Origin of the sequence: Kitasatospora sp. NPDC059795, assembly GCF_042732175.1 — a bacterium.
Lineage (GTDB): Bacteria > Actinomycetota > Actinomycetes > Streptomycetales > Streptomycetaceae > Kitasatospora.
Map to the genome: position 1 here is coordinate 165,126 of NZ_JBHWID010000002.1, position 14,595 is coordinate 179,720.

General features: G+C 73.5%; 13 protein-coding genes and 2 tRNA genes. 9 read left to right on the plus strand and 6 right to left on the minus strand.

The features are described 5' to 3' along the window. Positions 1–142: 142 nt before the first annotated feature. Entirely contained in the window at positions 143–1,957 is a 1,815-nt protein-coding gene (locus tag ACFV4P_RS04705) for an ABC-F family ATP-binding cassette domain-containing protein (protein ID WP_380467384.1), read from the plus strand. A 3-nt stretch (positions 1,958–1,960) separates the two neighbouring features. Here the strand turns inward: ACFV4P_RS04705 and ACFV4P_RS04710 are convergent, their stop codons facing one another. After that, a complete protein-coding gene (locus ACFV4P_RS04710; protein WP_380467386.1) occupies positions 1,961–3,868 on the minus strand; it encodes an FUSC family protein in 1,908 nt (635 codons plus the stop codon). A 181-nt stretch (positions 3,869–4,049) separates the two neighbouring features. On the opposite strand from ACFV4P_RS04710, the gene ACFV4P_RS04715 reads away from it, so the two are divergent. Then, positions 4,050–4,122, plus strand: a tRNA-Thr gene (locus tag ACFV4P_RS04715). Positions 4,123–4,271: 149 nt separating this feature from the next. After that, positions 4,272–4,931, plus strand: a complete 660-nt coding sequence (locus ACFV4P_RS04720) for a LuxR C-terminal-related transcriptional regulator (protein ID WP_380467388.1) — start codon at positions 4,272–4,274, stop codon at positions 4,929–4,931. Positions 4,932–4,944: 13 nt separating this feature from the next. Here ACFV4P_RS04720 and ACFV4P_RS04725 read toward each other — a convergent pair whose 3' ends face one another. Beyond that, positions 4,945–5,715: a DUF6597 domain-containing transcriptional factor gene (locus tag ACFV4P_RS04725; protein ID WP_380467390.1), complete on the minus strand. Its 771-nt coding sequence runs from the start codon at positions 5,713–5,715 to the stop codon at positions 4,945–4,947. Between the two features lie 272 nt (positions 5,716–5,987). Here ACFV4P_RS04725 and ACFV4P_RS04730 point away from each other — a divergent pair, with 272 nt between their 5' ends. The 4 genes from ACFV4P_RS04730 to ACFV4P_RS04745 all read left to right on the plus strand — a co-directional run bounded on the left by ACFV4P_RS04730 (position 5,988) and on the right by ACFV4P_RS04745 (position 10,195). Then, a complete protein-coding gene (locus tag ACFV4P_RS04730; protein WP_380467392.1) occupies positions 5,988–6,563 on the plus strand; it encodes a TIGR03086 family metal-binding protein in 576 nt (191 codons plus the stop codon). Between the two features lie 55 nt (positions 6,564–6,618). After that, entirely contained in the window at positions 6,619–7,578 is a 960-nt protein-coding gene (gene galE, locus ACFV4P_RS04735; RefSeq protein WP_380467394.1) for a UDP-glucose 4-epimerase GalE, read from the plus strand. Between the two features lie 141 nt (positions 7,579–7,719). Beyond that, on the plus strand, positions 7,720–8,595 hold the full coding sequence (locus ACFV4P_RS04740) for a LuxR C-terminal-related transcriptional regulator (RefSeq protein WP_380467396.1): 876 nt from the start codon (positions 7,720–7,722) through the stop codon (positions 8,593–8,595). A gap of 106 nt (positions 8,596–8,701) precedes the next feature. After that, a complete protein-coding gene (locus ACFV4P_RS04745; protein WP_380467398.1) occupies positions 8,702–10,195 on the plus strand; it encodes a polysaccharide biosynthesis protein in 1,494 nt (497 codons plus the stop codon). 15 nt (positions 10,196–10,210) lie between these two features. On the opposite strand, the gene ACFV4P_RS04750 is transcribed toward ACFV4P_RS04745, so the two are convergent. After that, on the minus strand, positions 10,211–10,705 hold the full coding sequence (locus ACFV4P_RS04750) for a MarR family winged helix-turn-helix transcriptional regulator (RefSeq protein ID WP_073811277.1): 495 nt from the start codon (positions 10,703–10,705) through the stop codon (positions 10,211–10,213). Between the two features lie 117 nt (positions 10,706–10,822). Here ACFV4P_RS04750 and ACFV4P_RS04755 point away from each other — a divergent pair, with 117 nt between their 5' ends. Further along, entirely contained in the window at positions 10,823–11,617 is a 795-nt protein-coding gene (locus tag ACFV4P_RS04755; protein ID WP_380467400.1) for a methyltransferase domain-containing protein, read from the plus strand. 7 nt (positions 11,618–11,624) lie between these two features. Here ACFV4P_RS04755 and ACFV4P_RS04760 read toward each other — a convergent pair whose 3' ends face one another. Genes ACFV4P_RS04760 through ACFV4P_RS04770 form a run of 3 tightly spaced genes read right to left on the minus strand, consistent with a single transcriptional unit; the run spans position 11,625 to position 14,218 of the window. After that, on the minus strand, positions 11,625–12,476 hold the full coding sequence (locus ACFV4P_RS04760) for a DMT family transporter (RefSeq protein WP_380467402.1): 852 nt from the start codon (positions 12,474–12,476) through the stop codon (positions 11,625–11,627). 57 nt (positions 12,477–12,533) lie between these two features. Next, positions 12,534–13,229, minus strand: coding sequence for a TetR/AcrR family transcriptional regulator (locus tag ACFV4P_RS04765; RefSeq protein ID WP_073811272.1), 696 nt, complete (start codon positions 13,227–13,229; stop codon positions 12,534–12,536). A gap of 26 nt (positions 13,230–13,255) precedes the next feature. Next, a complete protein-coding gene (locus tag ACFV4P_RS04770; RefSeq protein WP_380467404.1) occupies positions 13,256–14,218 on the minus strand; it encodes an acyl-CoA desaturase in 963 nt (320 codons plus the stop codon). A 242-nt stretch (positions 14,219–14,460) separates the two neighbouring features. Between ACFV4P_RS04770 and ACFV4P_RS04775 the strand changes: the two genes are divergently transcribed. Beyond that, positions 14,461–14,531, plus strand: a tRNA-Gln gene (locus ACFV4P_RS04775). The last annotated feature ends 64 nt before the right edge of the window (positions 14,532–14,595 follow it).

The window sequence follows — 14,595 nt, forward strand, 5'->3', positions numbered from 1 at the left end:
AGTGATTGTCGTGCGTCGCGATCTTGCGGTCTGGTGTGTTCCCCTTCGCGCAGTTCCCCGCGCCCCTGCTCGTGCGCTTCCTGATTTCGCACCGCCACTAGGCTGGGGGTGTTCTTCCCCCTTTCCCCAGGAGCGCAGCTTCGTGGCCGTCAATCTCGCCACCATCGAGTCCGTCAGCAAGGTGTACGGCACCAGGGCCCTGCTGGACGGGGTGAGCCTTGGCGTCAGCGAGGGCGACCGGATCGGGGTGGTGGGGCGGAACGGCGACGGAAAGACGACGTTGATCCGGATCCTCGCGAAGCTGGAGGAGCCGGACAGCGGGCGGATCACCCACTCCGGCGGGCTGCAGATGGCGGTGTTGACGCAGCACGACTCGCTGGACCCGAAGGCGACCATCCGGCACGAGGTGATCGCGGACCGGGCGGACCACGAGTGGCTGGGCGACGCGCGGATCCGGGACATCGTCCAGGGGCTGTTCGGCGGGCTGGACCTGCCGGGGTTCGCGGACGGGCTGGACACCGTGATCGGTCCGCTGTCGGGTGGTGAGCGTCGGCGGATCGCGCTGGCGAAGCTGCTGCTGGGCGAGCCGGACCTGATCGTGCTGGACGAGCCGACCAACCACCTGGACGTGGAGGGCATCGCCTGGCTGGCGAAGCACTTGCAGAACCGGCGGTCGGCGCTGGTGTGCGTCACCCACGACCGGTGGTTCCTGGACCAGGTGTGCACCCGGATGTGGGACGTCCAGCGCGGTGAGGTGCGGGAGTACGAGGGCGGCTACTCGGACTACGTGTTCGCGCGCGCCGAGCGCTCGCGGATCGAGGCGACGGAGGAGCAGAAGCGCCAGAACCTGGCCCGCAAGGAGCTGGCGTGGCTGCGTCGCGGCGCCCCGGCGCGGACGTCCAAGCCGCGGTACCGGATCGAGGCGGCGAACGCGCTGATCGCGGACGTGCCGGAGCCGCGCGACAAGTCCGAGCTGATGAAGTTCGCCAACGCGCGGCTGGGCCGGACGGTCTTCGACCTGGAGGACGTGACCGTCAAGGCGGGCGAGAAGCTGCTGCTGGAGCGGGTGACCTGGCAGCTCGGGCCGGGTGACCGGATCGGTCTGCTGGGGGTGAACGGCGCGGGCAAGACCTCGCTGCTGCGGGCCATGCAGGCCGCGTACGCGACCGAGGGGGACGTGCAGCCGGCCGGCGGCGTGATCAAGGTCGGCAAGACGGTGCGGCTGGCGTACCTCTCGCAGGAGGTCGCGGAGCTGGACCCGACCACCCGGGTGCTGCAGGCGGTCGAGCAGGTGCGCGGCCGGGTGGACCTCGGCAAGGGCCGGGAGATGAGCGCCGGGCAGCTGTGCGAGCAGTTCGGCTTCGGCAAGGACAAGCAGTGGACGCCGGTCGGCGACCTGTCCGGCGGCGAGCGCCGCCGGCTGCAGCTGCTGCGGCTGCTGATGGACGAGCCGAACGTGCTGTTCCTCGACGAGCCGACCAACGACCTGGACATCGAGACCCTGAACCAGCTGGAGGACGTGCTCGACGGCTGGCCCGGCTCGATGGTCGTCATCAGCCACGACCGGTTCTTCATCGAGCGGACCACCGACACCGCGTACGCGCTGCTCGGCGACCGCCGGATGCGGATGCTGCCGAACGGCGTCGACGAGTACCTGGAGCGCCGCACCGCGATGGCGGAGGCCGCCGCCGCGGCCGCGGCCGCGCAGGTCCCGGCCGCCGCGGAGACGGCGTCCGGCCTGTCGGCCGGCGACGTGCGGGCGGCGAAGAAGGAGATGCAGAAGCTGGAGCGGCAGATCGCCAAGCTGGACCAGCAGGAGTCCAAGCTGCACGTCCAACTGGCCGAGCACGCCGCCGACTTCTCCAAGGTCGCCGAGCTGGACGCGCAGCTGCGCAAGGTCCGCGAGGACAAGGAGGAGCTGGAGATGGGCTGGCTGGAGCTGGCCGAGCAGGTCTGAGGTTCAGTCGAGCAGGACGTCCAGTTCGTCGGCGGCGCGGGCCAGGGCGCTGCGGGTCGGGTCGTGCGGTCCGGTCGGGCGGGCGGCCCGGCCGGACGGCGGGTGGTGGGCGCGGGCGGCTTCGGTGAGGCGGTCGAGGGAGCGCAGCACGCGTTCGATCACCTCCGGCTCGGGTTCCCGTCCGCCGTAACGGAGTTGGGCGGCGTAGGCGGCGACCGCGCCGGAGAGGCGTTCGAGGGCGGCGGTGGCGGGCAGCCACTGTTCGGCGAGGCGGCCGGCGGGCGGGGGTTCGGCGAGGCCGAGTTCGACCTGGCGGCGGGCGTCGGCGAGGGCCCGGTAGGCGGTGCGGCGCAGCCAGACCTCGGCGACCGGCTCGACCCGGGCGACGGCGGCCAGGTACTCGCGGACGGTGGCGGCGGCCGAGACGATGCCGGGTTCGATCCGGTGCGGGGTGCGTTCGGGCCACAGCAGGTAGCCGAAGACCAGGACGATGGCGCTGGCCAGCGTGGTGTCCAGGATCCGCGGCCAGAACTCGGCGGCGCCGCTCTCCCCGCCGAGCTGCACCAGGATCAGCGCCACCGGCGTCATCACCGCGGTGTTCAGCCCGTAGTGCGCGGCCGTCGAGTACGGCAGCAGCGCCACGCACAGCGACACCACGACGCTCAGCGTCCACTCGTTCGTGGTCAGGCCCAGCAGGGCGGCCGTCGCCGCGATGCCGAGCAGGGTGCCGAGCACCCGGCTGACGGCGCGCTGGAACACCGAGCCGAGATCCGGCTTCAGGACGAACGCCACCGTCAGCGGGACCCAGTAACTGCGGCTCAGCGTCAGCGCGTTGACGGCCGTCTCGGCAACCGCCACGCACAGGGCGACCCGCAGGCCGTAGCGGACCGAGCCGGCCGACAGCAGCCGGGCGCGCAGCCGCCACGGGTCGGGCGGGGGCGGAGCGGCGGTGTCCAGCGGGGCCCAGCGGCCCGCGACGGTGTCGGCGGCGGCCCGCAGCGCGGTGTCGAACGCCGTCCGGGACGGGGTGTCCGGCCGCCAGTCCGGGTAGTCGGGCTCGGGGCCGCCGGTGATCTGCCGGGCCAGCGCCGCCGGGAACCCGACCAGCTCGGGCGGCACCGGACGCCAGGCCCAGAGCAGTCCGGCGGCGGCCTCGGTGGCGCCGAGCGCGGCCTCGTACGAGCGGCGCAGCCAGCGCAGGCGTTCGGACTCGTGGCGGCCCGGGCGGGCCGGCGGCAGCAGGTCCTGCATCAGGTTGAGGCGGGCGGTCAGCACCCGTCGGGCCGCTGCCCCGTCCGGGGTGCCGAGTGCGGCCAGCATGTCGCCGAGCGCGCGGTAGACCCCCGCGAGGGCGACGGTGCGCGGGTCGGTGCGGACGTCGGTGCGGTAGCGCAGGCCCAGCAGCAGCACCAGGGCCGCGCCGCACGGCATCATCGCGGGCGCCGCCCACCACGGGTGCGGCAGCGCCATGCCGCCGCCCAGCGAGGCCGACACCAGCAGCAGCATCCCGGCCGCCGAGCCGCGCGGGCCGGTCGCGGACAGTGCGCCACCGACGAAGCCGATCACGGTCAGCGCGACGCCGACCAGCACGCCGCCCGCGCCGAGGTGCTGGAGCGCGGCCCCGACCAGCATGCCGGTGGTGGAGGCGGTCAGCGCCAGGGCGATCCGCGGGGCGCGCAGCCGCAGCGGCTCCACCCGGTCGTTCATGGTGGCGTGCATCGCGCCCAGCGCCGCGAACACCCCGAGGTCCAGCCGTCCGCCCAGCAGGCCCGCCAGCAGCGGCACCGCCATCCCGACCGCTGCCCGGACCGTCTGCCGCCACGGCACCGGCGGCCGGGCCGGCCGCAGGGCCAACGCCCACCAGGCGGAACGGGGGGCGCGGGACGCACCACTGCGGCCGGGGGCTGACACGGGATCACGCGCCTTTGCTGCACGAGAGGTTCGCGGCTGCTGGGCGACATTGCACGGCAGATCGGGTCTTCTCGGGCAGTTTAGCCCTCTGGCCAGCGCAGAGCCGATTTCCCATGGGGTCCGCGGACCATGTAATGTCTTCCTCGTCGCAAAGGGGACCGCAAGGAACCCGGAGCAACAAGCCCCTATAGCTCAGTCGGTAGAGCGTCTCCATGGTAAGGAGAAGGTCTGCGGTTCGATTCCGCATGGGGGCTCAGCAGACGAAGGCCCCGCCACCTGGCGGGGCCTTCGGCGTTTTCGCCAACTCTTCGCCAAACAGGGGGACGACCCGGTACGTCCCCTGGCGGCCCGCGCACGGATGCGCTGTGATGGTGCGTCTGTCGGCCGGACCGGGGAGTGGCGGATGAGCGTACGACTCGTGGTCGCGGACGATCACCGGCTGATGGCCGAGGCCCTGGGCACGGCCCTGCAACAGCGCGGCCACCGGGTGCTGGGGGTGGGTTCGCCGTGCGGTTCGGTGCTGGACCTGGTGGCCGGGCGCCGTCCCGAGGTCTGCCTGCTGGGGACGGCGGCGGGCCCGGACGACCCGTTCGAGGCGTTACGCCGCTTACGCCGGGAGCGGCCGGAGATCTCCGTGGTGGTGCTGGGCCCGCTGGGTGCGCCCGGGCGGGTCGCGGCCGCGTTCGCGGCCGGCGCGGCGGGCTATGTGCGCAGCGACGAGCGGATCGAGGTGGTGGACCGGGCGATCGCCCGGGTCCGGGCGGGGGAGGCCGCGGTCGCGGTGGAGGTGCTGCGGGCGGCGTTCGAGCACCTGCTGTGGCCGGTCGTGGAGCCCGACGACGAGGCGGTGCGGCTGCTGCGGCTGTTGACCCGCCGCGAGGTGCAGGTGCTGGCCCGGATCGCGGAGGGCGAGGACACCGCGGCGATCGCGGCCGCGATGCGGATCGCCCCGTCCACGGCGCGCACGCACGTCCAGCGGGTGCTGAGCAAACTCGGCGCGCGCTCCCGCCTGGAGGCCGCCGCACTGGCCGCCCGCACCGGGATGCTCGATCAACTCGCGTGAAACGTACGGGCGTTCAGCGGGCGGCGTAGGCGGAGGGCGGGACGCCGACGGTCCGGGTGAACGCGCGGGTCAGGTGGGCGTGGTCGCTGTAGCCGAGGTCGGCGGCGAGCCGGGACCAGTCCGGGGCGTCCGGGCGTTCGGCGGCCTCCAGGGCCTCGTGGATCCGGTAGCGCAGGATCACCCACTTCGGCGGGACGCCGACCCGGGCGGAGAACAGGCGTTGCAGGGCGCGCACCGTGCGGCCGCTGTGGGCGGCGAGGTCGTCGACCCGGGTGATCGTCCGGTCGTGGCGGACCAGTTCGGCCAGCCGCAGGGCGGTGTCGGTGTCCGGGTGCGGGTGGGGGCCGTGGGCCAGCAGCAGGGCGTCGAGGGCCGCGACCCGGGTGTCGTCGTCCCCGGCGGGCAGCTCCGCGTCCGGCCAGAGGTCGGTGAGCGGAACCCGGCGGCCGGTCCAGACGGAGACCGGCAGATCGGGGTCGAACGCGGCGAAGCCGCCCGGCCGGAACTGCGTGCCGACCACCCAGCCCCGCCCGGTCAGCTCCTGCCGGAACACGGCGGTGCCGATGCCGCTCAGTTCGGCGCCGCCCGGCTGGAACACCGCGTTCACGGACGGATGCGGCAGCACGGAGGTGGTGTACGGCCGGGGCAGGTCCCAGTCGATCAGCCAGTAGTGCTCCAGGTACGGCCGCAGCGCGGCAGCCGGCTCGCGACGCCGGAACCGCAGCCGGGAGAGCAGCCCGTCCGGGTCGAGGATCCCCCGGGTGTCACGACGTGGAGCGGCCATCCGGACAGGCTAGGGCCTGTCCGGCCGATCTCGCCGGGCGCGCGCCGCCGGATCATCCCGGCTGGAAGCACCGCCGAAACATCCAAGTACACCCAGTACGAGGACGTTCCGGCGGCACTCCCAGCCGGGCGCGAAATGGGGGCGCCTCCCGGCCCGCAAGGGCCGGGGGAGACGCGCGCTGATCCGACAAGATCGACCGGACAGGCCCTGTGCCGCGTCGGTGTCGCGTTTGTTCAAGCCGGCCCCCGGTCGGCCGCGCTAGCGTCGGCCGCATGACCACGAAGATCGCCGCCCTGCTGCAGGCCGCCACCGAGCGGACCGTCCCCGTGATCCTCGCGCTGCCGGACGCCGCGCTGGGCGCGCCGACGCCGTGCGGGGAGTACGACGTCCGGGAGTTGATGCGGCACCTGTTCCAGGTGGTGGTGAACTTCCAGGTGCTGGCAGCGAAGGGGCAGCCCGACTGGTCGGGGCCCGCGCCCGAGCTGGACGGCGACTGGCGGCAGCGGTTCGCGGCCGAGGCGGCGGCGCTGGTCGCGGCGTGGGGCGAGCCGGGCGCGGACGAGGGCCTGCTCGGGTCGATGTCGATGCCCGCGGAGACGGTCGGCGCGCTGGCCCTGATGGACCTGGCCGTGCACGGCTGGGATCTGGCGCGCGCCACCGGCCTGCCGTACCGGCCGGCCCCGGAGACGGTCGCCGTGCTGGGGCCGCTGACCGAGGAGTTGGCGCCGAACGGACGGCAGATGGGCATGTTCGCGGAGCCGGTCGCCTACGCAGGGGCAGACCCGTTCGAGGCGCTGCTCGCGCTCACCGGCCGTGACCCCGGCTGGGCCGCCGAACCGGTTCGTTGACCCGGGTGCCATATGCTCCGGACGAGGAACACCCGAGTGTGCGGAGGTCGAGGGCATGAGCAAGTACCTGGTCACGGGCGGAGCCGGCTACGTGGGCAGCGTGGTGGCGGCGCACCTGCTGGAGGCGGGCCACCGGGTGACGGTACTGGACGACCTGTCGACCGGATTCGCGGAGGCCGTGCCGGACGGCGCGGAGTTCGTGCGCGGCCGGATCCAGGACGCTGCCGAGGTGCTCGACGCCTCCTTCGACGGTGTACTGCACTTCGCGGCCTCCTCGCAGGTCGGCGAGTCGGTCGCGGACCCGGAGAAGTACTGGCGCAACAACGTGGCCGGTTCGCTGGAGCTGGTGTCGGCGATGCGCAAGGCCGGCGTCCGCAAGCTGGTGTTCTCCTCCACCGCCGCCGTGTACGGCGAGCCGGACGAGGTGCCGATCAAGGAGACCGCGCGCACCTCGCCGACCAATGCCTACGGCGCCACCAAGCTCGCCGTGGACCACCTGATCACCTCCGAGGCGATCGCCCACGGCCTGGCCGCCGTCAGCCTGCGCTACTTCAACGTGGCCGGGGCGTACGGCCGTTACGGCGAGCGTCACGAGCCGGAGTCGCACCTGATCCCGCTGGTGTTCCAGGCGGCGCTGGGTCAGCGTCCGCACATCGCGGTGTTCGGCGAGGACTACCCGACCCCGGACGGCACCTGCATCCGCGACTACATCCACATCGCCGACCTGGCCGCCGCGCACCTGCTGGCGCTGGACGCCGCCGAGCCGGGCGAGCACCTGATCTGCAACCTCGGCAACGGCACCGGCTTCTCGGTGCGCGAGGTGATCGAGTCGGTCAAGCGGGTCACCGGCCGGGAGATCCCGGTGCAGGTCGCCGGCCGCCGCCCGGGCGACCCGGCGGTGCTGGTGGCCGCCGCCGACCGCGCCCGGGAGGCCCTCGGCTGGACGCCGAAGCACCCCGAGCTCGACCGGATCGTCGCCGACGCCTGGGAGTTCACCCTCGCCCACCGCGCCTGACCAGCCCCGCTCCCGACCCGACCCCGACCCCCGAAGTCCCTGCGTACAGGAACTTCACCAAATCCCCACGGCCGACCGGCGCCGCCCGTACGCTGAGTGAGGCACCGGTGGGGGTCGGGCCAGGAGCAGGGGGGCAGGACGATGGGGCGGATTCGCGTCCTGGTGGTCGACGGCCACCGCATTTTCGCCGAGGCGCTGGCCACAGCACTCGCCGCCGAACCCGATGTGGACGTCGGGGCGGCCGGCAGCGCCGCGGCAGCCGAACGCGCGCTGGAACGGGCCGCGGCCGAACGCCGCCCGTACGACGTGGTGCTGGTCGACGCCGACCTCGGCGCCGTGCCGCCGCTTGCGGCCCGCGGTGCCGTACCGCCGCCCCGGCGCGTCGCTGTACCGCCCCAACAGCAGCCCGCAGCAGGGCAGTTGAGGCGACCTCCGGTGTTCGACCCGACCCGGCCGCCGGGCGACGGGATCGCCCTGGTCGGCCGGGCCTGCCGGGCCCACCCCGGGCTGCGCGCCGTGGTGCTGGCCACCGCCGACGACCCGCAGCGGGCCGTCCGCGCCCTGCAGGCCGGGGCCGGCGGCTGGGTGGCACGGGAGAGCTCACTGGGCGCGCTGATGGCCGTGATCCGCGGCGTCCTGCGCGAGGAGACCCACCTGCCGCCCGCCCTGCTGACCGGCGTGGTCCGCGAACTCACCTCCGCCCGGCGGGACCGCTCCGAGAGCGAACGCCTGGTCGCCGCGCTCACCCCCCGCGAGGAGGAGGTGCTGCGCTGCATGGTCGCCGGCCTGGGCAGACAGGCGGTCGCCGAGCGGCTGTTCCTCTCCCCGCACACCGTCCGCACCCACATGCAGAACGTCCTGGGCAAACTGGGGGTGCACTCCACGCTCGCGGCGGTCGCGGTCGCCCGCCGCGCCGGGATCGCCCCCTCGGAGCCCGCCGCGCCCGCCGCGCCCGCTGTGCCCGCCCCCGTCCCCCCACCGACCGTCGCCTCGACCGCAGGCCCCGGCGCGGGCTGAACGAGCCCCGCCTTCCGAGCAGGTTTCCACTCCGTGAGTCAGCGAGACCGGAGGTCAGATGTCGCCGAACCGCGCTTCCGCACGCCCGCACGCAGCCCGCACTCGCATGCCCGAGCAGCGCGCCGATCCGGCCGGCCTGCGCACCCTGGTGGTCGGGGCCGGGTCGGCCGGCACGGCCCTGGTCCGCGACCTGGACCGGACCCCGGAGTTCGGCCTCACCCCCGTCGGAGTGCTGGACGACGACCCCGCCAAGGCCGGCCGGAACGTCTCCGGCAGCCCCGTCCTCGGCCCGCTCGCCGACCTCACCGCGCACGCCCTCGCGCACCGCGCCCAGGTGGTCGTCCTCGCCATCCCCGGACTGCCGCACCAGCGCGTCCGGGAGCTCGCCACCGCCGCGGCCGCCGCCGGCGCGGCCGTCCGCTACCTGCCGTCCTTCCTGTCCGCGCTGCGCCGCGAAGTCGTCGGCTCGGACCTGCGCACCCTCGACGTCAACCGGCTCATCGGCCGGCACGAGGTGCACGTCGTCTCGCCCGACGTCCGCACCGTCATCGAGGGCCGCCGGGTGCTGGTGACCGGTGCGGGCGGCTCCATCGGCAGCGAACTCTGCCGCCAGGTACAGGCGTTCGGGCCCGCCGCGCTCTACATGCTCGACCACGACGAGTCCAACCTGCACCGGCTGCAACTCGACATCTGGGGCGAGGCGCTGCTCACCGACGAATCCCTGGTGATCGCCGACATCCGGGACCGCCCCCGGATCCAGCAGATCTTCCGCGACCTGCGCCCCGACGTGGTCTTCCACGCCGCCGCGCACAAGCACCTCCCGCTGCTGGAGCGCCACCCCAGCGAGGCCGTCAAGTCCAACGTCCTCGGCACCGACCACCTGGTCGAGGCCGCACTCGCCACCGGCGTCGAACGCTTCGTCCTCATCTCCACCGACAAGGCCGCCGACCCCACCTCCGTCCTCGGCGCGAGCAAGCGCCTCGCCGAGCTGATCGTCCAGGCCAACGCGAAGGACGCCCGCAACCTCGGCACCGGCGCGTTCGCCGCCGTCCGCTTCGGCAACGTCCTCGGCTCGCGCGGCTCGCTGCTGTCGGTGCTGGAGGAGCAACTCCGCAGCGGCGGGCCGGTGACGGTCACGCACCCCGACGTCACCCGCTTCTTCATGACCATCGAGGAGGCGGTCGGGCTGGTGCTGGAGGCCGGACGGATGGCCGAGGGCGGCGAGGTCTTCGTCCTCGACATGGGCGAGCCGGTGCGGATCGTGGACCTGGTCCACAACTACGCGGAGCAGGTGCAACTGGGGGCGGACGAGGTCGAGATCCGCTACACCGGCCTGCGGGCCGGCGAGAAGCTCAACGAGGCGCTGTTCTCGGACGCGGAGGTGCGACTGCCCACCGCCCACCCGCGCATCTACGCGACGGCCGCGGAGGCGGCGACCGGCGTCGAGGACCTGGCCGGGGGACTCACGTCGCTGTACGCCGCGGCCACCACCAACGCGGACCCGCTGGTTCGCGACTGCCTGACGGCCCTGCTGCCCGGCTACAAGAGCGCCCCGGACAAGCCTCCGGCGCTCGCGAGCCTCTACCCGGACGGGTTCTGACGATCGGCGGGCCGGCTAGCCGGCCCGGTCGAAGGGGATGACCAACTGGCGCAGCAGGGAGGCGAGTTCGCCGCGCTGGGTGGGGGCCAGTCGGGCAAGGATCTCGCGTTCGTGGGCGAGGAGGCCGGCCAGCGCCTGGTCGGCCTTGTCGCGGCCGTCGTCGGTGAGGCGGACCAGGACGCCGCGGCGGTCGTCGGGGTCGGGCAGGCGGACGACCAGGCCCTTGGTGGTGAGCCGGTCGATGCGGTTGGTCATGGTGCCGGAGGTGACCAGGGTCTGGGTGAGGAGCTGGCCGGGGGAGAGCTGGTAGGGGTCGCCCGCCCGGCGCAGTGCGGTGAGGACGTCGAACTCCCAGGGTTCGAGGCCGTGCTCGGCGAACGCGGTGCGGCGGGCGCGGTCGAGGTGGCGGGCGAGCCGACTCACCCGACTGAGGACCTCAAGGGGTTCCACGTCGAGGTCGGGGCGCTCTCGGCGCCATGCTGCGACCAGGCGGTCGACCTCGTCCTCCATGACGATCAGTGTATCGGGGGATGTGTCGATGTGAAGTCTCTTGACATCAAGAGATAACAAAGGAACGCTCGGCGCTCGAAAGATATCTTGACGTCGAGATACCTCCGGAGGTCCGCCATGCCCGCCGACTGGGACGCCCGCCAGTACCTGCGCTACGCCGAGGAACGCATCCGGCCGCTGGGCGAACTGCTCGCCCGGGTCCCCGCACTCCCGGACCGCCCCACCGTGCTGGACCTCGGCTGCGGGCCCGGCAACTCCACCGCCGTGCTGCGCCGCCGGTGGCCCGAGGCCCGCCTGCTCGGCCTGGACACCTCGCCCACCCTGCTGGAGACCGCCCGCACCATCGGCGAGCCCACCGCCGAGTACCGACTGCAGGACGTCACCGCGTACGACCCCGCGCCCGAACGGCCCGACCTGATCGCGTCCAACGCCGCCCTGCACTGGATGGACACCCCGACCGCCGACCACCTCTCCCTGCTGCCCCGGTGGGCGGCGGCACTGCGCCCCGGCGGGGTGATCGCGTTCCAGCTGCCCGGCAACTTCGCCGCGCCCAGCCACGCCCTGCTCGCCGAGCTGCGCCACGGCGCCCGCTGGCGCGAGCGGCTGGGCACCGTCCGCCCGGACGCGTCCTGCCACGCCCCGGGCCGGTACCTGGAGGCGCTGATGGCCGCGGGCTGCACCGCCGACGTCTGGGAGACCACGTACCTGACGGTGCTGCAGGGCCCGGACCCGGTGCTGGAGTGGGTCAAGGGCAGCACGCTGCGGCCGGTGCTGGAGCGGCTGCCGGACCCGGCCGAGCAGAAGGAGTTCCTGGCGGAGTACGGCGCGCTGCTGCGCGAGGCGTACCCGGCGACCGAGCACGGCACGGTGTTCCCGTTCCGCCGGGTCTTCGCGGTGGCCGTGAAGAACTGACCGGAGGTCACTTGGCGCCGGGCATCGCCGGGTGGCGGCCCAGCACCACGACGCCGACCACGATCGCGGCCAGCCCGGCGCACTGCCAGGCCAGCGCAGCGGGGGTGATCCGGACCCGGTCGCCGAGGAAGCCGACGGCGCAGGCGATGCCGGCCAGCGGCTGGGCGGCGGTGAGGGCGGGCAGCGACATCCGCAGCGGGGCGGCCTCGAAGGCGGACTGGACCAGGAGGAGGCCGACCACGCCGATGCCGACCACGGTCCAGGGCTGCCAGGAGAGGAGCGCGGCGCGGGCGCCGTGCTCGTCGATCAGGTCGAAGGTGGCGCGGGTGAGCGCGTCCTGGAGGCCGTAGAGCAGGCCGGCGGCGAGGGCCAGCAGGGTGGCCTCCTCGAACAGCGGGAGGTGGCGGGCCGTCGAGACCAGGGCCAGCGCGAGGCCCGCGACGATGCCGATGACCAGCCACTGGCGCAGCGGCCCGACGCCGGGGCCGCCGCCCTGGGGTTGGCCGGCGGCGATGAACGCGGTGACGCCGAGGGCGATCAGCGCGACGCCGATCCAGCCGGAGCGGCCGAGACGGGTGCCGGTGATCCGGCGGGCCAGCAGCATCGCCCAGACCAGGTTGGTGGCGAGCAGCGGCTCGACCAGGGTGACTTCGCCCTGGCTGAGCGCCAGCGCGGACAGCACCTGGCCGGCGATCATGAAACCGATGCCGAGCAGCCAGTCGGGCATCCGCATCAGGTCGAGCAGCAGCCGCCAGCGCAGCAGGTCGCCGCTGGGGGCGCGTTGGGCGGCGTGCTGCTGCAGGACGAAGCCGAGTCCGAGGCAGCAGGCCGCACTGAGGGCCAGCAGGAAGACCGCCAACGGGTTCCCCTGTCGTGCGTGTCGGCCCGGCGGCCCCGGTGGCGGGGGCCGGGCCGGTCAGTTCCTGCGGTCGCCGACCAGCTTGGGGTGCCGCTCCAGGCCTTCCAGGCCGTGCCAGGCGAGGTTGACCAGGTGGGCGGCGACCTCCGCCTTGGCGGGCTTGCGCACTTCCAGCCACCACTGGCCGGTCAGCGCCACCATGCCGACCAGCATCTGCGAGTACATCGGCGCCAGCCTGGCGTCGAAGCCCCGGGACTTGAACTCCAGCCCGAGGATGTCCTCGACCTGGGTGGCGATGTCGCTGATCAGCGAGGCGAACGAGCCGGTGGACTGGGCCACCGGCGAATCCCGGACCAGGATCTTGAAGCCGTCGGTGGAGGTGTCGATGTAGTCCATCAACGCGAACGCGGCCTGCTCCAGCAGCTCCCGGGAGTGCCCGCCGGTGAGCGCGCCGGTGACCATGTCCAGCAGGAGCTGCATCTCGCGGTCGACGACCACCGCGTACAGGCCCTCCTTGCCGCCGAAGTGCTCGTAGACGACCGGCTTGGAGACCCCGGCGCGTTCCGCGATCTCCTCCACCGAGGTGCCGTCGTAGCCGCGTTCGGCGAAGACCGACCGGCCGATCTCCAGCAGCTGCTCGCGGCGCTGCTTGCCGGTCATCCGCACCCGGCCGCCGCTCTTCCTGCCGCCGGCGGCTCCGCCGCGTTGAGAAGGCTGCTGATGGCCGGCGCTGTCTCCGTTGGTCCCGTTCACCCCTCCATCATGCTGTAGGCGCTGCCTCATGCGGCGCGGCGGGCGGCGATCCGCTCCGCACCCGGCCAGCGGACGTCGGTGGCCCAGCCCGCCCGCTCGAACCAGCGGATGATCCGCGCCGAGGAGTCGACCTGGCCGCGCAGCACGCCGTGCCGGGCCGAGGTCGGGTCGGCGTGGTGCAGGTTGTGCCAGGACTCGCCGCAGGACAGCACCGCCAGCCACCACACGTTGCCGGACCTGTCGCGGGACTTGAAGGGCCGTGAACCGACGGCGTGGCAGATCGAGTTGATCGACCAGGTGACGTGGTGCAGCAGCGCGACCCGGACCAGCGAGCCCCAGAAGAAGGCGGACAGCGCGCCCTGCCAGCTCCAGGTGGCCAGGCCGCCGATCACCGCGGGCAGCGCCAGCGACAGCGTCGTCCAGAGCCAGAACAGGCGGGAGATACGCCTTATGGCCGGGTCGCGGACCAGGTCGGGCGCGTACTTGAGCTGCGGGGTCTGCTCCTCGTCGAACAGCCATCCCATGTGCGCCCACCACAGGCCCTTGAGCAGCGCGGGCACGCTCTCGCCGTAGCGCCACGGCGAGTGCGGGTCGCCCTCCTTGTCGGAGAAGCGGTGGTGGCGGCGGTGGTCGGCGACCCAGCGCACCAGCGGGCCCTCGACGGCGAGCGAGCCGGCCACGGCCAGGGCCAGGCGCAGCCGCCGGTTGGCCTTGAACGCGCTGTGGGTGAAGTAGCGGTGGTAGCCGACGGTGATGCCGTGGCAGGTGAGGAAGTACATGGCGACGGCGAGGCCGGCGTCCAGCCAGGACAGGCCGCGGCCCCACGCCAGCGGGACGGCGGCCAGCAGGGCGAGGAACGGCAGCGCGATGAACAGGGCGAGGGTGATCCGCTCCAGCGGGCCCTGTTTCTCGCCGCCCCTGGTGGCGGACAGTCGGGGGATGAGGTCCTCGGCGGCGCTCGGCGGCGCCTGCCCGGCCTGGATGGTCATGGCGCGTCCCGGGGGAGGAGGGTGGTGCCAACGGATACCTACGTTTCCGTAACCTACGGCATCGTAAGTACCGAACGGCGGCAGGCGGAAGACCCGTGCGCGGACGTGTCGCGGTGTTCGTCCGCCGGATTCCTCGCGGACGGCCACCCGGGGCCGGGGCGTCGTTCGTGTGCTTCGCGGAAGGTGGTGGAGCTACGGGCCGTCAACCCGTAGGCTGTGCTCGGCGCGGGCAATCGCGCTTTTCCGCCGTGGTGTAATGGCAGCACAGGGCCCTTTGGAGGCCTTTGTCTGGGTTCGAATCCTAGCGGCGGAGCCCCTCCCGGCCGTTGTCGGTCGTCTCCCCTCCGCCTCGTCTCGGTATTCTCGGTGCACCCTCA